At 59.1% G+C, this 21,902-nt stretch carries 16 protein-coding genes and 1 pseudogene; 15 read left to right on the forward strand and 2 right to left on the reverse strand.

What is annotated here, in order from left to right:
• The first annotated feature begins 3 nt into the window (after positions 1-3).
• From sdhA to rluB, 11 genes are all read left to right on the forward strand, one after another.
• Positions 4-1,776 carry a succinate dehydrogenase flavoprotein subunit gene (gene sdhA / locus BG841_RS13755; protein WP_070058169.1) on the forward strand — a complete coding sequence of 591 codons (1,773 nt, stop codon included), beginning with the start codon at positions 4-6 and terminating at the stop codon, positions 1,774-1,776.
• Between the two features lie 13 nt (positions 1,777-1,789).
• Entirely contained in the window at positions 1,790-2,494 is a 705-nt protein-coding gene (locus BG841_RS13760) for a succinate dehydrogenase iron-sulfur subunit (RefSeq protein WP_070058170.1), read from the forward strand.
• A gap of 252 nt (positions 2,495-2,746) precedes the next feature.
• Positions 2,747-5,584: a 2-oxoglutarate dehydrogenase E1 component gene (locus BG841_RS13765; protein ID WP_070058171.1), complete on the forward strand. Its 2,838-nt coding sequence runs from the start codon at positions 2,747-2,749 to the stop codon at positions 5,582-5,584.
• Between the two features lie 25 nt (positions 5,585-5,609).
• A complete protein-coding gene (gene odhB / locus BG841_RS13770; RefSeq protein ID WP_070058172.1) occupies positions 5,610-6,833 on the forward strand; it encodes a 2-oxoglutarate dehydrogenase complex dihydrolipoyllysine-residue succinyltransferase in 1,224 nt (407 codons plus the stop codon).
• A 35-nt stretch (positions 6,834-6,868) separates the two neighbouring features.
• Positions 6,869-8,305 (forward strand): dihydrolipoyl dehydrogenase, encoded by a 1,437-nt coding sequence (gene lpdA, locus BG841_RS13775; RefSeq protein ID WP_070058173.1) that lies wholly within the window; start codon positions 6,869-6,871, stop codon positions 8,303-8,305.
• Between the two features lie 181 nt (positions 8,306-8,486).
• Positions 8,487-9,653 carry an ADP-forming succinate--CoA ligase subunit beta gene (sucC, locus tag BG841_RS13780; protein ID WP_070058174.1) on the forward strand — a complete coding sequence of 389 codons (1,167 nt, stop codon included), beginning with the start codon at positions 8,487-8,489 and terminating at the stop codon, positions 9,651-9,653.
• Positions 9,653-10,525, forward strand: a complete 873-nt coding sequence (gene sucD / locus BG841_RS13785; RefSeq protein WP_070058175.1) for a succinate--CoA ligase subunit alpha — start codon at positions 9,653-9,655, stop codon at positions 10,523-10,525. The genes sucC and sucD overlap by 1 nt, the downstream gene beginning before the upstream one ends.
• A 138-nt stretch (positions 10,526-10,663) precedes the next feature.
• Positions 10,664-11,878 (forward strand): tryptophan--tRNA ligase, encoded by a 1,215-nt coding sequence (locus BG841_RS13790; RefSeq protein WP_074454361.1) that lies wholly within the window; start codon positions 10,664-10,666, stop codon positions 11,876-11,878.
• 16 nt (positions 11,879-11,894) lie between these two features.
• Entirely contained in the window at positions 11,895-12,755 is an 861-nt protein-coding gene (locus tag BG841_RS13795) for a segregation and condensation protein A (RefSeq protein ID WP_070058177.1), read from the forward strand.
• Between the two features lie 3 nt (positions 12,756-12,758).
• Complete coding sequence (gene scpB, locus BG841_RS13800) at positions 12,759-13,388, forward strand: SMC-Scp complex subunit ScpB (protein ID WP_070058178.1); 630 nt, start codon at positions 12,759-12,761, stop codon at positions 13,386-13,388.
• Between the two features lie 33 nt (positions 13,389-13,421).
• Complete coding sequence (gene rluB / locus BG841_RS13805; RefSeq protein WP_070058179.1) at positions 13,422-14,393, forward strand: 23S rRNA pseudouridine(2605) synthase RluB; 972 nt, start codon at positions 13,422-13,424, stop codon at positions 14,391-14,393.
• A 36-nt stretch (positions 14,394-14,429) separates the two neighbouring features.
• On the opposite strand, the gene BG841_RS13810 is transcribed toward rluB, so the two are convergent.
• Positions 14,430-14,915: a hypothetical protein gene (locus BG841_RS13810; protein ID WP_070058180.1), complete on the reverse strand. Its 486-nt coding sequence runs from the start codon at positions 14,913-14,915 to the stop codon at positions 14,430-14,432.
• Positions 14,916-14,983: 68 nt separating this feature from the next.
• Positions 14,984-15,235 (reverse strand): hypothetical protein, encoded by a 252-nt coding sequence (locus BG841_RS17175; protein WP_198929240.1) that lies wholly within the window; start codon positions 15,233-15,235, stop codon positions 14,984-14,986.
• Here BG841_RS17175 and BG841_RS17740 point away from each other — a divergent pair.
• The 4 genes and pseudogenes from BG841_RS17740 to ligA all read left to right on the forward strand — a co-directional run.
• Positions 15,117-15,737 (forward strand): annotated as a pseudogene (locus tag BG841_RS17740) (chromosome segregation SMC family protein); the annotation flags it as partial. The gene BG841_RS17175 and the pseudogene BG841_RS17740 overlap by 119 nt on opposite strands.
• A gap of 77 nt (positions 15,738-15,814) precedes the next feature.
• The gene (gene smc, locus BG841_RS13815) at positions 15,815-18,625 is read left to right on the forward strand and encodes a chromosome segregation protein SMC (RefSeq protein WP_416202619.1); all 2,811 of its coding nucleotides are present in this window, start codon (positions 15,815-15,817) and stop codon (positions 18,623-18,625) included.
• 118 nt (positions 18,626-18,743) lie between these two features.
• Positions 18,744-19,781: a cell division protein ZipA gene (zipA, locus tag BG841_RS13820; RefSeq protein ID WP_070058181.1), complete on the forward strand. Its 1,038-nt coding sequence runs from the start codon at positions 18,744-18,746 to the stop codon at positions 19,779-19,781.
• Positions 19,782-19,863: 82 nt separating this feature from the next.
• Complete coding sequence (gene ligA, locus BG841_RS13825) at positions 19,864-21,897, forward strand: NAD-dependent DNA ligase LigA (protein ID WP_070058182.1); 2,034 nt, start codon at positions 19,864-19,866, stop codon at positions 21,895-21,897.
• The last annotated feature ends 5 nt before the right edge of the window (positions 21,898-21,902 follow it).

A 21,902-nucleotide genomic window follows, 5' to 3' on the forward strand; every position in this document is an offset into this window, starting at 1 on the left:
TTAATGGCTAACATCAGAACCATTTCTTACGACGCCATCGTTATTGGTGGTGGCGGTGCGGGTATGCGTGCAGCCCTTCAACTGACTGAGACCGGTGTCCGGACCGCTTGTATCACCAAGGTGTTCCCGACCCGTTCGCACACTGTCTCGGCGCAGGGTGGTATCACCTGTGCAATTGCCAGCGCGGATCCCAACGACGACTGGCGCTGGCACATGTACGACACCGTCAAAGGGTCGGACTATATCGGTGACCAGGAAGCCATCGAGTACATGTGTTCGGTCGGCCCTCAGGCAGTGTTCGAGCTGGAGCACATGGGGTTGCCGTTCTCCCGTACTGAGCAGGGCCGTATTTATCAGCGCCCGTTCGGTGGCCAGTCGAAAGATTATGGTAAAGGCGGCCAGGCGGCCCGGACCTGCGCCGCTGCGGACCGTACCGGTCATGCCCTGCTGCACACTTTGTATCAGGCCAACCTGAAGGGCGGGACCACCTTTTTGAACGAGTGGTACGCCGTTGATCTGGTCAAGAATGGCAAGAACCAGGTGGTCGGTGTCATTGCGATTGAGATTGAAACCGGTGAAGTGGCTTACATCAAGTCCAAGGCCACCGTGTTGGCAACCGGCGGCGCAGGACGGATTTATGCCTCCACCACCAACGCCCTCATCAACACCGGTGATGGCGTGGGTATGGCGTTGCGTGCCGGCTTCCCGGTACAGGATATGGAAATGTGGCAGTTCCACCCCACCGGCATTTATGGTGCAGGTACGCTGGTGACAGAAGGTTGCCGGGGTGAGGGTGGTTACCTGATCAACGCCGAGGGTGAGCGTTTCATGGAGCGTTATGCGCCCAACGCGAAAGACCTGGCTGGCCGTGACGTTGTTGCCCGCTCCATGGTGCTTGAGATTCTGGCCGGCCGCGGCTGCGGTCCGGACAAGGATCACGTCCTTTTGAAGCTGGACCACCTGGGTGAGGAGACGCTGAATCTGCGCTTGCCGGGTGTGTGCGAGCTGTCCAAAACTTTTGCTCACGTTGACCCAGCCAAGGAGCCGATCCCGGTTGTACCGACCTGTCACTATATGATGGGTGGTATTGCGACCAACGTGGGTGGTCAGGCGATCGGGCAGGACGAAAACGGCGAAGACGTGATCATTGACGGTCTGTTTGCCTGTGGTGAAGTGGCCTGTGTGTCGGTGCACGGTGCAAACCGTCTGGGCGGCAACTCTCTGCTTGATCTGGTGGTGTTTGGCCGGGCGGCCGGACTGCACATTCAGCAGATGCTGCGTGAAGGTTTCGAGACCGACGACGCCACCACGGAAGAAATCCAGCGCGCCATGGAGCGTCTGGACCGCCTGAACAGCACCACTGACGGGGAAGACGTCGCCACGGTACGTAAAGACCTGCAAAACTGCATGCAGTTGTATTTCGGTGTTTTCCGCGACGGTGAAAACATGGAGAAAGGTCTCGCCATGCTGGAAGAAATTGGTGAGCGGGTGCGCAAGACCAAGCTTGCCGATACCAGCCAGGCGTTCAACACGGCCCGCATTGAGGCGCTTGAGTTGGATAACCTGTTCGAGGTTGCCTACGCAACGGCCAAGTCGGCGATCGAGCGTAAAGAAAGCCGCGGTGCGCACGCCCGTAACGACTTCACCGAGCGCGACGATGAAAACTGGCTCAAGCACTCGATGTACTTCCCGCTTGAGAAGAGAGTGGGCAAGCGCGATGTTAACTTCAAGCCCAAGACCGTAGACACCTTTGAGCCGATGGTTCGGACGTATTAAGGGGAGTGCAAGCATGCTGGTAAGCATTTATCGATATAACCCGGAAACCGACAGCGCGCCTTATATGCAGGACGTTGAGGTGGAGTTGCCCCAGGGTCGCGACCTGATGGTCCTGGACGTCCTGGCGCTGCTGAAAGAAAAAGATCCTACGGTTGCCTATCGACGCTCCTGTCGTGAGGGTGTGTGCGGCTCCGACGGTATGAACATGAACGGCAAGAACGGCCTGGCCTGCATCACGCCGGTGTCTCAGGTGGTCAAGCGCGACAAACTGGTGTTGCGCCCGCTGCCGGGCCTGCCGGTGATCCGGGATCTGGTGGTCGATATGGATCTGTTCTACAAGCAGTATGAAAAGGTTCAGCCGTATCTGATCAATGATCAGCCCGCGCCTGCTATCGAGCGGTTGCAGAGCCCGGAGGACCGGGAGAAGCTGGACGGCCTGTACGAGTGTATTCTTTGTGCGTGCTGCTCCACTTCTTGTCCGTCCTTCTGGTGGAATCCCGACAAGTTCATCGGTCCGGCGGGTCTGCTGCAGGCCTACCGGTTCCTGGCAGATACCCGGGATTCGGCGCAGGCCGAGCGACTGGATAATCTGGACGACCCGTTCAGTGTGTTCCGTTGCCGCGGGATCATGAATTGCGTGAGTGTGTGCCCGAAAGGGCTCAACCCCACCAAGGCGATCGGACACATCCGTAATCTGCTGTTGAGTCGGGCTACCTGACAGGCAGCAAACTGGGTTCAACCAAAGGCGTATGGTCTTTGGTTGCAGGTAATTGCACACTACGTCAGCCGCAACCAGGGCCCAGCCCTTGTTGCGGCTTTTCTCAGTACTCAAAGAACCACTAGGGACCGGAAAACTTCCGCGCTATCTGTGGTGGCTGTGGTCGATCACGTGGAAACCCGTATTGACCGCGTAATACCCTTGGCCGACCATAGTTAGCTCCCTCGCACCAGCCAAGGTGAGCTATTCAAAATGCATGAAAGCATAATGGAGCAGTTACGGCAGTCTTCCCATCTACAGGGCGGGAACCTGTCCTATGTTGAACAGCTTTTTGAAACCTACCTGACAGACCCTAATGCCGTTCCGGAAGAGTGGCGCAGCTATTTCGACAAGCTGCCCAGTGTCGAAGGCAAGCACGCCCGAGACGTCAATCATTCCGCAATCCGTGAACAGTTCGAGCACATCTCCCGCAATCAGCGATTCATAGGCAACGGCGGTGTCCCTGCCACCGTGGCATCATCCGCTGACAAAAAACAGATCCGTGTGCTTCAACTCATTAACGCTTTCCGGTTTCGTGGTCATCAGCAAGCGAAACTGGATCCCCTCGGCGTAACAGTCCGTCCCCCGGTAGAAGATCTACAACTCGAATTTCACGAACTGTCAGAAGCGGACCGTGACCTGGAATTTCAGGTCGGTTCACTGAGTCTGGGCCCCGAGACCATGAAGCTCGGCGACATCTATGACGGTTTGACGGCCACCTACTGTGAAAGTATTGGTGCCGAATACATGCACATTGTGGACACCCGCATCAAGCGGTGGTTCCAGCAGCGCATGGAGCCGATTCGTTCCCGGCCTGAATACGAGCCTGAAACCCGCAAACACATTCTTGAGCGTCTGACCGCAGCGGAAGGTCTGGAAAAATACCTCGGGTCCCGTTACCCCGGAGTAAAGCGGTTCGGCCTGGAAGGCGGTGAAAGCCTGATTGTGGCTCTGGATGAACTGATCCAGCGCGCCGGCAGCTACGGCGCCAAAGAAATTGTTCTGGGAATGGCCCACCGTGGCCGGCTCAACGTGTTGGTCAACACCTTGGGTAAAAACCCCAAGGAACTGTTCGACGAATTTGAAGGCCGCCGCCTCAACGACTTCGGTTCCGGAGACGTCAAGTACCACCAGGGCTTCTCGTCGAATGTCATGGCCGGTGGCCATGAAGTGCATCTGGCACTGGCCTTCAACCCCTCCCATCTCGAGATTGTGTCCCCGGTGGTCAAGGGTTCGGTCAGAGCCCGGCAGACCCGCCGCAACGACACCGACGGCTCGGACGTGTTGCCCATCGTGATGCACGGTGACGCCGCGTTTGCCGGCCAGGGCGTGGTCATGGAAACCTTCCAGATGTCCCAGACCCGGGGCTATGGCGTTGGTGGCACGATTCACATCGTGATCAACAACCAGGTGGGCTTTACCACCAGCCGTCAGGAAGATGCCCGCTCGACCGAGTACTGTACCGACATCGCTAAAATGGTGCAGGCCCCCATTCTGCACGTCAACGCCGATGACCCTGAGGCAGTGCTGTTCGCCTCCCAGATGGCGATGGATTACCGCAACGAGTTCAAGGGCGATGTGGTCATCGATCTGGTCTGTTATCGCCGCCGCGGTCATAACGAGGCGGATGAGCCTTCCGCTACCCAGCCGCTCATGTACCACAAAATCCGTCAGCACAAGACCACCCGTGAACTCTACGCGGAGCAGTTGTTGGCGGCCGGTATTATCGGTCAGGACGAAAGCAAGGCCATGGAACTGGAGTACCGGGATGCGCTCGACAAAGGCGAGCACGTGGTCAAGTCGCTGGTGGCCAAGCCAAATACCGAATTGTATGTGAACTGGCACCCGTATCTGGGGCATGAATGGACCGCCAAGTGCAAGTCCAGCGTGCCGCTCAAAACGATCCAGCGGCTGGGCAAACAACTGGCGGATGTGCCGGAAGGTTTTGCCGTGCAGCGCCAGGTGTCCAAGATTATTGACGATCGCAAGAAAATGACCGCCGGTGCCATGCCGATTAACTGGGGTTACGCGGAGGTGATGGCGTACGCGTCCCTGCTGGATGAAGGTCATCCGGTCCGGTTGACCGGGCAGGACGTAGGGCGGGGTACTTTCTCGCACCGTCATGCGGTGCTGCACAACCAGAAAGACGGCTCGACCCACATTGCACTGCAGGAACTGTCCGAAAAGCAGGGCGGTTTCCAGATTTACGATTCCTTGTTGTCTGAAGAAGCGGTGATGGCGTTCGAGTATGGCTACGCCACCACCACGCCCGACGCGCTGATCATCTGGGAAGCGCAGTTTGGTGATTTCGCAAACGGTGCCCAGGTGGTCATTGATCAGTTCCTGACCAGTGGTGAGCACAAGTGGGGCCGGCTGTGCGGATTGACGCTGCTGCTGCCGCACGGCTACGAAGGGCAGGGGCCGGAGCACAGCTCTGCGCGCCTGGAACGCTTCCTCCAGCTGTGCGCGGAGCAGAACATTCAGGTGTGCGTGCCGACGACCCCGGCGCAGGTGTTCCACATGTTGCGGCGTCAGGTCAAGCGCCCGCTGCGCAAGCCTCTTATCGCCATTACGCCGAAGAGCCTGTTGCGCCACAAAGAGGCGGTCTCCAGTCTGGAGGATCTCAGCGAAGGCACCTTCCAGACGATTCTGCCGGAAAAAGAGCCTTCCGATCCCAAAAAGGTCAGCAAGGTGATTCTGTGCAGCGGCAAGGTCTATTATGACCTGCTGGAGAAGAAGAAAGCCGACGAGCGTGACGACGTTGCCATCGTGCGCATCGAACAGCTTTATCCGTTCCCCGGGGACGATCTGGATGAATTGCTGAAGCCGTATACCAAGGTGAAAACGGTGGTTTGGTGTCAGGAAGAGCCGATGAACCAGGGCGCTTGGTATAGCAGCCAGCATCATATGCGCAACGCCGTGCATAACCTCAACCCCAAGTTGTATCTTCAGTACGCGGGTCGCGCGCCGTCAGCAGCGCCTGCGAGTGGCTATATTTCGGTCCACATTGAAGAGCAGAAAAAACTGATTAACGACGCGTTTGAAATCTGACGAGCTACCGAACTAAGGACTTGAGATGTCAACTGAAATAAAAGCCCCCGTTTTCCCTGAGTCGGTTGCAGAGGGCGAGGTCGCAACCTGGCACAAACAGCCCGGAGAGGCCTGCACCCGTGACGAGCTGATTGTCGATATCGAAACCGATAAGGTTGTAATCGAAGTGGTGGCCCCTGCGGATGGTGTGATTGAAGAAATCATCAAAAACGAAGGCGACACCATTGTCAGCGGCGAAGTCATTGGCCGGTTCAAGGCGGGGGCTGCGGCTTCAGCCCCGGCTGAAACGTCTGCAGAAGCTGCCCCTGCGGAAGACGCCGCCGACCAGGACGAGTCCGCGTCCGGCTCCAGCGGTGACGCCATTCTGAGCCCGGCAGCCCGTAAGCTGGCAAACGAGCACAACGTTGACCCGGCGGCCGTCAAAGGCACCGGCAAAGACGGGCGGGTTTCCAAGGAAGACGTACAGCGTCATATCGACGCGGCCAAAACGTCGCAGCCAGCGGCTGCGAAAAGCGCTGCTGCGCCCGAAGTGAGTGTGGCCGCCGGCGAGCGGGTCGAGAAACGTGTCCCGATGACCCGTTTGCGCGCCAGCATCGCCAAGCGTCTGGTGAGTGCCCAGCAAAATGCGGCAATGTTGACCACCTTCAACGAAGTCAACATGAAGCCACTGATGGATCTGCGCAAGCAGTACAAAGACGCTTTCGAAAAGCGCCACGGCGTCAAGCTCGGGTTTATGTCTCTGTTCGTCAAAGCGGCTACCGAAGCCCTGAAGCGCTACCCGATGGTTAACGCGTCCATTGACGGTACCGACATGGTCTACCATGGTTACCAGGACATTGGCGTTGCGGTATCGAGTGATCGTGGTCTGGTGGTTCCGGTTCTGCGCGACACCGACGCCATGGGGCTGGCCGACGTCGAGAAGAAAATCGTCGAATACGGCACCAAAGCCCGGGAAGGCAAGCTCAGCATTGAGGAAATGACCGGCGGTACCTTCACCATCTCTAACGGGGGTGTGTTTGGATCGCTGATGTCGACTCCGATTCTGAACCCGCCGCAGACCGGTATCCTGGGTATGCACAAGATTCAGGAGCGCCCGATGGCGGTCAACGGTGAAGTGGTCATACTGCCCATGATGTACCTGGCGCTGTCCTACGATCATCGCATGATCGATGGTAAAGAAGCGGTGCAGTTCCTGGTAGCCATTAAAGAACTGGTGGAAGACCCGGCACGTATTCTGCTGGACGTCTGAGCCTGTCACACAACGAATCAGAAATAGGATAAGACATGTCTGACAAGTATGACGTTATCGTCATTGGTGCGGGTCCAGGCGGCTACGTAGCGGCGATTAAAGCGGCACAGCTGGGTCTGAAGACCGCCTGTGTTGAAAGCTGGACGACCGACGGTAAGCAGGTTCTGGGTGGAACCTGTCTGAACGTTGGCTGTATCCCGTCCAAGGCGTTGCTGGAAATTTCGCACAAGTACGAAGAAGCGAACCACAGCTTTGCCGACCAGGGCATCGAGGTCGAGAAGCTCGCCATCAACGTCGAAAAAATGATGGCTCGCAAAGACGGCATTGTTAAGCAGTTGACCGGCGGTATCGCCCAGCTGTTCAAAGCCAACGGCGTGACCTCTATCTACGGCCACGGGCGGTTGCTGGCCAACCGTCAGGTTGAAGTGACCGATGCAGACGGTAAAACGGCGACCTACGAAGCCGACCACGTGATTCTCGCCACCGGTTCCAAGCCGATCGAAATCCCGCCGGCACCGCTGCAGGAAGGTTTCATCGTCGATTCTGAAGGGGCGCTGGAGTTCACCGAAGTACCCAAGCGCGTGGGGGTGATCGGGGCCGGAGTCATCGGTCTGGAGCTGGGCAGTGTGTGGGCCCGGCTGGGCGCGGAAGTCACCGTTCTGGAAGCTCTGGATACCTTCCTGCCGGCGGTGGACCAGCAAGTGGCCAAGGATGCGTTGAAGCAGTTCAAAAAGCAGGGCTTGAACATTCAGCTGCAGGCGCGGGTCACCGGCACCAACGTGAAGCGCAACCTGGTCTACGTCAACTATGAGGACGCCAAGGGCGAACAGGAACTCATGGTGGACAAGCTGATCGTCGCCGTGGGTCGTCGCCCCAACACCGATAACCTGCTGGCAGGCGACTCGGGTGTGAACCTGGACGAGCGGGGCTTTATTTTCGTCAACGAAAACTGCCGCACGGACGCCCCCAATGTCTGGGCCATCGGCGACGTGGTGCGTGGCCCGATGCTGGCGCACAAGGCGTCCGAAGAGGGGGTCATGGTTGCCGAGCGGATTGCCGGCCAGAAGCCGCAGGTTAATTACGACTGCATACCCAACGTTATCTACACCGCACCGGAAGTGGCCTGGGTGGGTAAAACCGAAGAGCAGCTGAAAGCCGCGGGCGAGAGCTTCAAGGTAGGCACCTTCCCGTTTGCGGCCAATGGACGGGCCATGGCCGCCAATGCGGCCTCCGGCCTGGTCAAGATCATTGCTGATGAGAAGACCGATCGGGTGCTGGGGTTTCATGTGGTTGGGCCACAGGCGTCCGAAATTGTTGCCCAGGGGGTTATCGCGATGGAATTCGGCTCAACCGCCGAAGATCTGGCGTTGACCTGCTTCGCTCACCCGACTCTGTCGGAGTCGGTGCATGAAGCGGCCCTGGCTGTTAATGACGGTGCGATCCATGTCGCTAACCGCCGGAAAAAGAAGTAGTACCGCAACGATGAAAGCTGGGGGGCGCCAATAAGGCGCCCCCCTTTGCCTTGATTGGGGTGGGCTTTCGTCTTTGCGTATCGAGTGTTGAGGCTATCACCGATGCACTGAGAAGGGCGCGCATTCAGCGGGCTTACATTCCGTCCATGGTTATCCTCCATTAAAAAACGGGACATTGACTATGAATTTGCATGAATATCAAGGCAAGCAGCTGTTCGCTGAATACGGCTTGCCAGTTTCCAAAGGTATCGCCTGTGATACTCCACAGGAAGCCGTCGCGGCCGCTGTCGAGATCGGTGGTGATCGTTGGGTGGTAAAAGCCCAGGTGCACGCAGGTGGCCGTGGTAAGGCCGGTGGGGTCAAACTGGTCAGCAGCAAAGATGAAATTCGTGACTTTGCCGAGAAATGGCTGGGGCAAAACCTGGTCACCTACCAGACCGATGAGAATGGTCAGCCGGTTGCCAAAATTCTGGTTGAAGAACTGACGGATATCGCGCAGGAATTGTACCTGGGCGCCGTGGTTGATCGCAGCAGTCGTCGCATCGTATTCATGGCGTCCACCGAAGGCGGAGTCGAGATTGAGACGGTCGCTGAAGAAACCCCCGAGAAAATCCTGAAAGCGGAAATTGATCCACTGGTGGGTGCGCAGCCGTACCAGGCCCGGGAGCTGGCGTTCAAGCTGGGACTGCAGGGTGATCAGATCAAGCAGTTCACCAAGATCTTTCTGGGTCTGGCGCAACTGTTTGTAGACAAAGACATTGATCTGATTGAAGTTAACCCCTTGGTGATCACGGACGAAGGCAACCTGCACTGTCTGGATGCCAAACTCGCCGTTGATGGCAACGCCCTCTATCGCCAGCCGCAAATCCGTGAAATGCACGACCCTTCCCAGGAAGACAAGCGTGAAGCCGACGCCGCACGCTGGGAGCTGAACTACGTCGCGCTCGACGGCAACATCGGTTGCATGGTTAACGGTGCGGGGCTGGCCATGGGCACCATGGACATCGTCAAGTTGCACGGTGGTGAACCGGCCAACTTCCTCGACGTTGGTGGCGGTGCCACCAAAGAGCGTGTGACCGAAGCCTTCAAGATCATCTTGTCGGACGACGCCGTGCAAGCCGTTCTGGTGAACATTTTTGGCGGCATCGTACGGTGCGACATGATTGCCGAAGGCATCATCGGTGCCGTAAAGGAAGTGGGCGTGGAAGTGCCTGTTGTGGTCCGTCTCGAAGGTAACAACGCTGACCTCGGGGCCAAGGTTCTTGAAGAAAGCGAGCTGAACATCATCGCTGCAACCAGTTTGACGGATGCTGCCCAGCAAGTCGTTAAAGCCGCAGGAGGGAAGTAATGAGCATCCTGATTGATAAAAACACAAAGGTTATCTGCCAGGGGTTTACTGGCGCACAAGGCACGTTTCACTCTGAACAGGCCATTGAATACGGCACCCAGATGGTGGGTGGTGTAAGCCCCGGAAAAGGCGGTACCGAGCACCTGGGATTGCCGGTGTTCAATACCGTTCGTGAAGCGGTTGAAACCACGGGTGCCACCGCCACGGTCATCTACGTGCCCGCTCCCTTCTGTAAGGATGCGATCATTGAAGCGGCCGATGCCGGCATTGAGCTGATTGTCTGCATCACCGAAGGTATTCCGGTCATCGATATGCTGTACGCCAAAGAGTACGTTGATCGCAAAGGCGTGCGTATGATTGGCCCCAACTGCCCCGGAATCATCACCCCGGACGAGTGCAAGATCGGCATCATGCCCGGCCACATCCACAAGCGCGGTAAAGTGGGCATTGTCTCCCGTTCCGGGACCCTGACCTACGAAGCGGTCAAGCAGACCACTGACTTTGGTTTTGGTCAGTCCACCTGTGTCGGTATCGGTGGCGATCCGATCCCGGGCTCCAGCTTCATTGACATTCTGAAGCTGCTGCAAGACGATCCAGAGACTGAAGCCATTGTCATGATCGGTGAAATTGGTGGCAGCGCCGAAGAAGAAGCGGCCGCGTTCATCAAAACCAACGTCACCAAGCCGGTGGTCTCTTACATCGCGGGTGTCACGGCACCGGCCGGTAAGCGCATGGGGCACGCTGGTGCGATCATCGCAGGTGGTAAGGGAACCGCAGACGACAAGTTTGCCGCCCTGGAAGACGCCGGTGTCAAGACCGTGCGCAGCCTGGCCGAAATCGGTAACGCGTTGAAAGAAGTAACTGGCTGGTAAGCCGGACCAGGTCTTTCAATTGACGACAACCCCCGCGTTCGGCGCAAGCCGGATGGCGGGGGTTTTTGTTTTTGCGTTAACGTGTTGGGTAACATCAGTCTATAATGCGCTTCCAACCATATAAAAGGAGTTCATGTTTTGGGTTCTGTAGATTCCCAGCAACGAGTACTATCTGGAATGCGGCCTACCGGGCAATTGCACCTTGGCCACTATCACGGTGTGCTGAAAAACTGGATCAAGCTCCAGCATGAATTCGAATGCTTTTATTTTGTTGCAGACTGGCATGCGCTGACTACGCAATACGAGGATCCCTCCCGGATTGAACAAAGCACCTGGGAGATGGTGATTGACTGGCTGGCGGCGGGGGTCAACCCGGGGTCGTCCACTCTGTTTATCCAGTCGCGGATACCCGAGCACGCCGAGTTGCACCTGCTGTTGTCCATGATTGCGCCCCTGGGGTGGCTGGAACGCGTGCCCAGCTTCAAGGACCATCAGGAAAAGTTGCGGGAGCAGGACCTCGCAACGTACGGATTTCTTGGTTATCCAATGCTGCAGAGTGCGGATATCCTCGCGTACCGCGCCGGCCGAATCCCCATTGGTGCCGACCAGGTGGCACATGTGGAGTTTACCCGTGACCTGGCGCGGAGGTTCAATCATCTCTACGGCAGGGAACCCGGCTTCGAGGAGCAGGCGGAAATCGCCATTGTCAAAATGGGGAAAAAGAACGCCCGCCTGTACCGCTCCCTGAAGAAAAGATATCAGGAAGACGGCGATTTGGAAGCGCTGGACACCGCCCGTGCGTTGCTGAAAGAACAGCAGAACATCTCCATGGGCGATCTGGAGCGGCTCTACGGTTACATCGAGGGGGGAGGCAAGATCATCCTTCCCGAACCCCAGCCCTATCTGGCGGACCAGCCGCGGATGCCGGGGCTGGATGGGCAGAAAATGTCCCGCACCTATGGCAATGTGATCAACCTGCGGGACCAGCCCGACACCGTGTCCCGCAAGATCAAGGTGATGCCGACCGACCCCCAACGAGTGCGGCGGACGGATCCGGGAGAACCGGAAAAATGTCCGGTGTGGGGGTTGCACAAGGTGTATTCCGAGGCACCGACCCTCGACTGGGTGCACACCGGCTGCACCACCGCGGGGATTGGCTGCCTCGACTGTAAAGGCCCGCTGATTGAAGCCATCAATGAAGAGTTGCGGCCGATCCAGGAAAGGGCGGCAGATTACGAAAACAACCCGGACCTGGTTCATTCCATCATTGATGAGGGCTGCGAAGAAGCCCGGGATGCGGCGCGGGAAACCCTGAGCGAAGTCCGCTCCGCCATGGGGCTGAATTACCGTTGATGCGAGTCCGTGAGACATGACCGATCACAGCACCGGCCCCATTGTCGAGGAGGTGGCGGCGTCTGCGGCACCGCTGGATTCGCCCCTGGCCCGGGTGTCGGGTAAGGCCCTTACGGATATTCCCAAGGATCTGTACATCCCGCCCGATGCGCTGGCGGTGTTTCTGGACACCTTCGAGGGCCCCCTGGACCTGCTGCTGTATTTGATCCGCAGGCAAAACATGGACATTCTCGAGGTTGATGTCAGCGACATTACCCGGCAGTACATGGATTATATCGCCACCATGGAGGCCATGCGCTTTGAGCTGGCCGCGGAATATCTGGTGATGGCCGCAACCCTGGCCGAAATCAAATCCCGCATGTTGTTGCCGCGGCAACAGGTGGACGATGAGGAAGAGCTGGATCCCCGGGCGGAGCTGATCCGGCGCCTGCAGCAGTATGAGCGGTTCAAAAAGGCGGCCGAAGATCTGGATGACCTGCCACAGGCCGAGCGGGACTTTTTCACCGGCTCGGCCGCGCTTCCGGCAATGCCCACGCAGCAGGTCCTTCCGGACGTTGACATGGGCGAGCTTTTGCTGGCGTTGCAGGGCGTACTGCGACGCGCCGATCTGTTCACCAGTCATCAGGTTGAGCGGGAAACACTGTCAACCCGTGAGCGGATGTCCGCTATTCTGGCGGCCCTGGCCAATGGCGGTTTCCTCACCTTCGAGAGCCTGTTTACTCCCGAAGAAGGACGGCTGGGTGTGGTGGTGACATTTCTGGCGCTGCTGGAGTTGGTGAAAGAGCAGTTGATCGAAGTGGTGCAGACTGCGATGCTGGAGCCCATTCACATCCGTTCCAGGTCAGAACTGACGGGCATGGAATCATTACGGTTGTAGGGCATGAGCGACAACTTTGAGGAAGTACGGCACTTACAGACTATTTTCGAGGGCGCGCTGCTGGCGGCAGGCCGGCCCCTGTCCATTGATCAGCTGCGGGCCCTGTTTACTGATGACGAGCGGCCCACCCGCCAAAAAACCCTGCGCGCCCTTGCGTCCCTTGAAGCCTCGTGCGCCGGCCGGGGGTTTGAACTGAAACAAGTCGCCAGCGGGTATCGCTTGCAGGTGCGCGAAGAAGTGGCGTTGTGGGTTTCCCGACTGTTCGAGGAGAGACCGGCGAGGTACTCTCGCGCGCTGCTTGAAACCCTGGCGCTGATTGCGTATCGGCAGCCGATCACCCGGGGGGAAATCGAAGACATCAGAGGCGTGTCTGTCAGCAGTAACATCGTGCGCACCTTGCTGGAGCGGGAATGGGTGCGGGTAGTCGGGCACCGGGAGGTCCCGGGCCGGCCGGCGATGTATGCGACCACCCGTCAGTTTCTGGATTATTTCAATCTGAGCAGTCTGGATCAGTTGCCGCCCCTGTCTGAGATCCGCAATCTGGACGATATCGGCCGGGAGATCGAGCGCAAGTTGCAGACGGAAGTTGAATTGGAATTGCCCGCCACCCCAGCGCAGGACGCTGGGCAGTGACAGGCTTTATTGGGTAACGAAAGGACCATATTCATGGCGACAGATCGCCCTAAAAGCAGGCAGGCCGGGCACCGCACTCGTGAGAGTGTGGAAGTGCCCGAGCGCCTGCAGAAAGTATTGTCCCGCGCCGGTGTCGGGTCCCGTCGCGAGGTTGAAAGCTGGATGGCTGCCGGCCGCATCACCGTAAACGGAGAACTGCCGGAACCGGGTTGCAAGGTGATCGTGACCGACCGCATTGAGCTGGACGGCAAACGGCTGGATCTGAGCGCGGCGGGCACGGTGGTGCGCCGGGTGATTGTCTACAACAAGCCCGAAGGTGAAGTGACCACGCGGCGTGATCCGGAAGGCCGGCCCACCGTGTTCGACCGGTTGCCCCGGTTGAAAGATCAGCGCTGGATTTCCATCGGTCGGCTGGATATCAACACCACCGGGCTGATGTTGTTCACCACCGACGGCGAGTTGGCCAACCGTCTGATGCACCCGTCCCATGAGATCGACCGGGAATACGCGGTGCGGGTGTTCGGTGAAGTTGATGAGGCGATGATTCAGCGTTTGCTGGACGGGGTGCTGCTGGAAGACGGCATGGCCCGTTTTTCGGATGTCAGCGCGGCCGGCGGCGAAGGCATCAACCGCTGGTTTCACGTGACCCTGCTGGGTGGGCGTAACCGCGAGGTACGGCGGCTGTGGGAGTCCCAGGGCGTCCGGGTGAGTCGTCTCAAACGGGTGCGCTACGGGCCGGTTTTCCTGCCCAGCCGATTGAGTGTGGGGCGCTGGGAAGAACTCGGTCAAAAAGAAAACGATCTGCTCAGTGGGGTGGTGGGGCTCGCGCCTGTACCGCTGCCGGCCAAAACGCCGGGAGAGCTGGCTGCATTGGAGCGGAAACGCAACAAGCAGCCGGGAACCGCGGCCCGCAAACCGGCGGGAAAGCGCTGGCAGGTCAGCGGCACGCGGCCGGAACCCAAGCGCACCCCCTCCGCCAAAAAGTCAGGCCCGAAAAAGCGTTGAGGTGGCCCGCACCGGGGTTCGGCCCGCCCGCGCAGGTTATCGCAACGGGCCGGCCGGGCTGGCATGGGACACCACACCCGTGCTGGCGGTGACGCCTATGTCGCCGTAGCGGCAGGCGTTACGGACAGGAAAAATAAGCACGCCGATCAGTTGTTCGATGGCCGCCAGCTCTTCGTCCGCGAAGCGGACGCGGCGCTGAATGCTCAGATCACCGTAATGGACGCCTTCCAACGTCAGTCGATATTTGCAGGTGTGTGGGCCGCCAGTGCCGGTCGCGTAGATAAATTCATGGTGGCCAAAATGGTGCTGATAACACAGGCGATCAAAGTGCACCAGCCCGCCAAGTTCTTCGGCAAAGATAGCGAGTTGGGTTTCCAGAGACATGGTGGTCGCCAACCGCCGGCATAATCGGGTAAACACGTCGGAATTCTGCTGCCAGTCACGGGTGGCCTGGCTTAAGGCGGCCAGCGCACGGGTGCGGCTGTGCAGAAGGGTAATCTTGGGCGTGTGTTTGCGTGTCATGTGGCTTCCTCCAAATGTGCAATCATGGGGATGCAGGGGACAGGCCAAGTTTAATTATGTGTTCAATATCAATTGGTTGTGATGTTAAGGTTAACCTGTGGATTAACTTCGCCAAAAAAATGACGGCCCGTGTTAAACTGCGCGCCGCGGGGGAGAGTGCGCAGCAAGCGCAAACCAGTGATCTGAGCGGATAAGCCGACGATGCGTTTGAAATCGATAAAGCTGGCGGGGTTCAAGTCGTTCGTTGATGCGACCACCGTCCTGTTTCCCACGAACCTGACGGCGGTGGTGGGCCCGAACGGGTGTGGCAAATCAAACATAATTGATGCCGTCCGCTGGGTGATGGGGGAAAGCTCTGCCAAGTATTTGCGTGGCGAGTCGATGGCCGACGTCATTTTCAATGGTTCCAGTGCCCGGAAACCCGTGGGTCAGGCGACCATTGAGCTGGTGTTTGATAACACGGACGGTTCGGCGCCGGGGGAGTTTGCCCAATACAACGAAATTTCGGTACGCCGCCGGGTCACGCGGGAGGGGCAGTCGGAATACTTTCTGAATGGTACCAAGTGCCGGCGCCGGGACATTACCGATCTGTTTCTGGGGACCGGCCTGGGGCCCAGAAGCTACGCGATTATCGAACAGGGCATGATCTCCCGGCTGATCGAAGCGAAACCGGAAGAGTTGCGCGTCTATATTGAAGAAGCCGCAGGCATTTCCAAATACAAGGAGCGCCGCAGGGAAACCGAAAACCGGATTCGCCGCACCCAGGAAAACCTTGAGCGTCTGACCGATCTGCGGGAAGAACTGGGCCGTCAGTTGCAGCATCTGCAGCGGCAGGCGCAGTCGGCCGAAAGGTACAAGGCGCTGAAACAGGAAGAACGGCAAAAAAGGCCGAACTTACCGTGCTGCGCTGGCAGGCGCTGGATCAGGAACTGCACGGGCGGCGGAGCACCATCCGCCAGACAGAGCTGGAACTCGAAAAACTGCTCACCGAGCGGGTCGGTCTGGAAACCTCCCTGGAAAGCCTGCGGCAAAGTCACTACGAACGCACCGAGCATTTTAATCGGGCGCAGGCCCGCTATTACGAAGCCGGTTCAGACATCGCCAGGTTGGAGCAAAGTCTGCAACATCAGCGGGAACGCAGCCGGCAATCCGCCGCGGAGCTGGATCAGGCCCTGGCAAGTCAGCGTGAGACCGGCCGCGAACTTGAGCAGGACGCCCGGAAACTGGCGGATATAGAGCAGGAGATCGGTGTGCTGGAGCCCGAACAGCAGGCTCTGTGCGATCACGCCGAAACCTCTGCGCTAGCCCTGCAGGAGGCCGAGACCGCCATGGGGGATTGGCAACAGGGCTGGGAAATGTTCAATACCCGCTCCGCAGACAGCCGTCGCCAGGCAGAACTGGCGCAATCGCGGATACGGGCCCTGGAAGACGCCATTGATCAACTGCTAACCCGCGAGGCACGCCTGCAAGAGGAGCAGCACCTGCTGGCAGACCAAAGTGCCGGCGACGAGCTGGAGGCGCTGGTCGAACAGGAAAGTATCTGTGAGTTGCAATGCGAGGAGGCCGGTGAGCGTATCGAGGCGGCCACCGAGCGTTTGCAGGAAGCCCGGGAACAGCGTCGCGTGCTGGAGCAGACCCTGTCAGAGTGCCGGCAGGCCGCCCAAACCCTGCAAGCGACCCTGAGCTCGCAGCAGGCCTTACTCGACGAACAGATCGGTGCCCAGGATGACGGCTTGCAGCAGTGGCTCGCCCGGCATGAGCTGGGGCAACAGCCACGCATCGGTCAACAGCTGGAGATCGACCCGGACTGGGCGTTTGCGGTTGAGCAGGTGCTTGGGCGCTTTACCCAGGGGGTGAGCGTGGCCAGCCTGGCGGCGGTAAGCGAAGCGGTGGCCGAAGCCCCCAAGGGGGTCATCGTGGTGCAGAATCCGGAGGCGGAATCCGGGAGCGGTGCTCCGGCTGGCCCGGGTAGCCTGCTGAGTAAGATCCGCAACGCCGGCGGCGTAACCGATTACCTGACCGGTATTGCGACGGCAGAACATCTGGCCGATGCCCTGGCGCACCGCCATGCGCTGGGCGTGGGCCAAAGTGTCATCACCAGAGAAGGTGTCTGGCTGTCCCGCGACTGGATCAGAATGCCCGAGTCGGATGCGGGGCACATAGGTATCAATGAGCGTCAGCGCAGAATCGACGCCCTGACACGGGATTATGAAGTGGCGGCTGCCCGGCTGGAGGCAACGGAGCAGGCGTTCGAACAACTTCAGGAGCAGTTGGCCACCGCAGAAGCGGATCGGGATCAGGCCCAGCAAACCGCTAACGCCTTTGACCGGGAGTTGGGTGAGGTGCGCTCCAGGCTGAGTGGGGTGCAGGCGCGGGCAGAGCAGATCCGGGTGCGTGTGCAGCGCATTCATGAGGATCTGGAAGACGTCCGGGGCCAGCGGGACGAACACCAGCACCAGTTGCAGGATGAGCGCGAGGCGTGGCAGGAAGCCTTGCTGGCGACCGAAGGCGACGAGGACGAGAGAACGCGCTTGCAGGCACAGCGAGACACCCTGCAGGCATCCCTCGATCAGCTGCGCCAGCAGTCACGGCACGACCAGGACCGGGCCCATCAGTTGCAACTGCAATTGCAACGACTTCACAGTCAGCGGGAAGGCCTGCGACAAACCATCGACCGGGTAAGCATTCAACAAGAGCGCCTGCAGGAGCGGATCGAAGTGTTGCGGGAGGCCCGGGAATCAGCCGAGGAGCCGATTGAAGACCTGAGCATGCAGCTGGAGGGCTTGCTGGAGACGCGGCTGCTGGAAGAAGACAAACTGGCGGCCGCGCGGGAAGCTCTTGAAAACATCGATCAGCAAGTGCGCGACAGGGAACAGGGGCGCAGCGGCATTGAGCACCGGGTGCAGACAGTGCGTGCCAATCTGGAAACCCAAAAGCTTGAGTCTCAGGCTCTGGAAATACGTGCCGGGAATCAGCTGGAGCAGCTGGGCGAGCTGGATGTGCAGCTGAAAGATGTGCTCGCGCAAATGCCCGCCGAGGCCAGCGAAAGCGTGTGGGCCGAAGAGCTCAATACCATCGCGAACCGGATCCAGCGCCTGGGGGCCATCAATCTGGCAGCCATCGAAGAGTTTGAAGTCCAGAACGAGCGCAAGACCTATCTGGATGAGCAGCATGCCGAACTGGAGGAGGCCCTGGAAACACTGGATGCCGCGATTCGCAAGATAGACCGGGAGACACGGCAACGATTCAAGGAAACATTCGACCAGGTTAATGGCGGATTACAGGCGTTGTTCCCGAAGGTGTTCGGAGGCGGCAACGCGTATCTGGAACTGACCGGAGACGATTTGCTGGAAACCGGGGTGGCCATCATGGCCCGGCCACCCGGCAAGAAGAACAGCACCATTCATTTGTTGTCGGGGGGCGAAAAAGCCCTGACCGCCATCGCGTTGGTGTTTTCCATATTCCAGCTCAATCCGGCACCATTTTGTATGCTGGACGAAGTCGATGCGCCATTGGATGACGCTAATGTGGCCCGGTACGCTAAAATGGTGAAGGAGATGTCGGGCCAGGTGCAGTTCATCTATATCAGCCACAACAAAATTGCGATGGAAATGGCGGACCAGTTGATTGGCGTCACCATGCACGAACCCGGTTGTTCGCGTCTGGTGTCAGTAGACGTTGAAACCGCGGCCGCGCTGGCTGAAGTGTGAATGTACGGCGGTGGGCAAAAATGACAAAATGGCCATCTGGCGACGCGCGCGTTGTATTCAGAGCGCGCTTTTTTTAGAGTGATTACGACTAGCGACATGTACACAGGACCGCATCATTATGTCTCTTAGGGAATGGTTAATTGCCATAGGTACCCTGATAATCCTCGTCATTGTTATTGACGGGATTCGTCGGATGAGGCGAGCCCGCAAGGAGTCCATGGCGATTTCATCGGGCATGGGAGTCAACGAGTTGGACGAATCCCCGTTGGACGAACACTACAACCCCGAGCTACCGAACGGAGGGGCCCGTCCCATCTCCAGAGAGGCCCTGGAGGATCGCGGCTACGTCCGTAAGGCCCGCCGCACCGGGCTGGGCCGAACGCCACAAAAACCAACCCGGCCGGTGATCGACACGCCCCCGCGCACTGAGGAGCCGGACTGGTCCGAGGACGACGTGGTGGTGGACGAGGGTGAACCAGGACTGGGGGATGCGTTCGAGGAGCCGCACGGGTACGAAGAGCTCCACGAAAGTGCTGAAGATCCGGGCACCCTGTCGGCCTGGGACGACCAGCCGGACCCGCACGGCGCAGGGTCCGGGGAAGACAGCGCTGACACCTTTTCGGCCACCGAGCCGACGCTCGCCGGCGTGGCCGAGAACACCGCCAGTCGAGGGGAAACGGTGCGGGATGCTTCGCAGCCATTACCGGGTGCCAACCGGCCACCCGCCCAGGAAGTGGTGGTCATTAATGTGCTGGCGGCCAATGATCCGGCGTTCAAGGGGCAGACCCTGAAGGAGCTGTTCGAAGCCTGTGGTCTGGAATACGGTGATATGGACATTTATCACCGTCATGAGCAGCCCGACACCAACAGCCCGGTGCAGTTCAGTGTGGCCAATATGGTTGAGCCCGGCACCTTCCGCCCGCAGGATCTGGCGGAGATGAACACCCCGGGAATCAGTTTTTTCATGAGTCTGCCCGGACCGACCAATTCGATGCAGGCGTTTGATTTTATGTTGGAAACCGCGCAGTGCGTGGTCCGGAATCTGGGCGGAGAGTTGAAAGACGAACACCGCAGTGTGATGACCCCTCAGACCATCGAACACTGCCGCCAGAGGATTCGGGAGTATGAGCGCAAAAAACGCTCATCCCGCGCCTGAGCCAGCCGCCCCCTAGCCGTTTAACACCATTGATGCCTGGCTGTAGCCGGGCATTTTTGTATCAGATCAGGATACCGCCCCCATGTCAGACAAGCGTTCATCAGCGGAGCAGCGTATGGCTGCATTGCGTGAGGAAATTGAAGATCACAACCACCGCTACTACGTGCTGGACGATCCGCAAGTGCCCGATGCCGAATACGACCGGCTGTTTCGGGAGTTGCAGGTGCTTGAGCGGGAGTACCCCGAGTTGGTGGCCGCCAGCTCGCCAACACAGCGGGTCGGCGCGGCCGCGGACACCAGCTTTGCGGAAGTGGTGCATCGCATCCCCATGCTGTCTCTGGACAATGCCTTCAACGAAGACGAGCTGCGGGACTTTGACCGCCGGGTGCGGGAACGACTGGCCACCGAAGAACCGGTCTGCTATGTGTGCGAACCGAAACTGGATGGGCTGGCGGTAAGCCTGCACTACGAAGCCGGCGTACTGGTGCGGGCCGCTACCCGCGGCGACGGTTTCGCCGGGGAAGACATCACCGCAAACATCCGCACGATCCGGTCGGTGCCCTTGACCCTGCGGGGTGCCCAGGTGCCCGCCATGGTGGAGGTGAGGGGGGAAGTGTACATGCCCAAGGCGGGCTTTGAAGGTCTGAACAAAACCCTGGCCGAGCGCGGTGAAAAGACCTTCGTGAACCCGCGCAATGCCGCCGCGGGCAGCCTGCGCCAGAAAAAATCCACCGTTACCGCCAAACGGCCGTTGGAAATGTGTGCCTACAGCGTGGCGGTTGAGGACGAAAGTGTCTTGCCCAATACCCATGCGGGGTGCCTTGAACAGGTGCATTCCTGGGGGTTTCGCATCAACCCGGAAATGCGATTGGCCCACGGTGTCGAAGAATGCTGGCAGGCTTATGAGGCCTTGCTGAACAAGCGCGCGGAACTGCCCTACGAGATCGACGGGATTGTGTTCAAGGTAAACGATCTTGGTCAGCAGCGGCGCTTGGGGTTTGTATCACGGGCACCGCGCTGGGCGGTCGCCCAGAAATTCCCGGCAGAAGAAATGCTGACCATTGTCGAAGACGTTGAGTTTCAGGTGGGCCGGACCGGCGCGGTCACCCCGGTGGCGCGTCTCCAGCCGGTGTTTGTCGGCGGGGTGACCGTCAGTAATGCCACCCTGCACAATATGGACGAAATCGAGCGACTGGGGCTTAAAATCGGTGACACGGTGTTCATCCGCCGGGCCGGTGATGTGATTCCCCAGGTGGTCAAGGTGGTCGACAGCAAGCGTCCGGCGGATGCCCGTGAGGTGGTGCGCCCTGCCCATTGCCCGGCGTGTGGCTCGGACATAGTGCAGATTGAAGGGGAAGTGGTGGCCCGGTGCTCCGGGGGGTTGTTTTGTCCGGCGCAGCGCAAAGAAGCCATCCGTCATTACGCCTCGCGCAAGGCGCTGGATATCGAGGGGCTGGGCGATAAATGGATCGACATTCTGGTTGAGCAGAATCTGGTGAAGACGGTCGCGGACCTCTACCGGTTGACGGCCGCTGACCTGATGAAACTGGAGCGCATGGGGGAAAAATCGGCCGCCAATCTGGTGGCTGCCATTGCCGCCTCAGCGCACCCCCAACTGTGGCGCTTTATATATGCCCTGGGCATTCGCGAAGTCGGCGAGGCGACAGCGAAATCTCTGGCGCGCCACTTTGGCACCCTGGAGGCGCTGATGGCCGCCGACGAAGAAGCACTGCAACAAGTAGCCGATGTGGGGCCCATTGTGGCAGGTCACATCCAGAGCTTTTTTCAGCAACCCCACAACCAGGAAACCCTGAACGATCTGAAAGCTTGCGGGGTGGTCTGGCAGACCGAAACCGTCACTGAACAGGCGAGTGCGCTGGCCGGGCAAACCTGGGTACTGACCGGTACCCTGCAATCCATGACCCGGGATGAAGCCAAGGCCAGGTTGGAGTCGCTGGGCGCCAAGGTGGCGGGCAGCGTGTCGAAGAAAACAGCCTGCGTAGTGGCGGGGGAAGCGGCGGGCTCGAAGCTGACCCGCGCGGAAAGTCTGGGTGTGCCGGTATTGAATGAGCAGGGGTTGACGGAGTTGCTGCACCAGCATGGCGTCACTGAGTGACTGCC

The sequence above is a fragment of the Marinobacter sp. X15-166B genome (assembly GCF_001752365.1).
Classification (GTDB): Bacteria; Pseudomonadota; Gammaproteobacteria; order Pseudomonadales; family Oleiphilaceae; genus Marinobacter.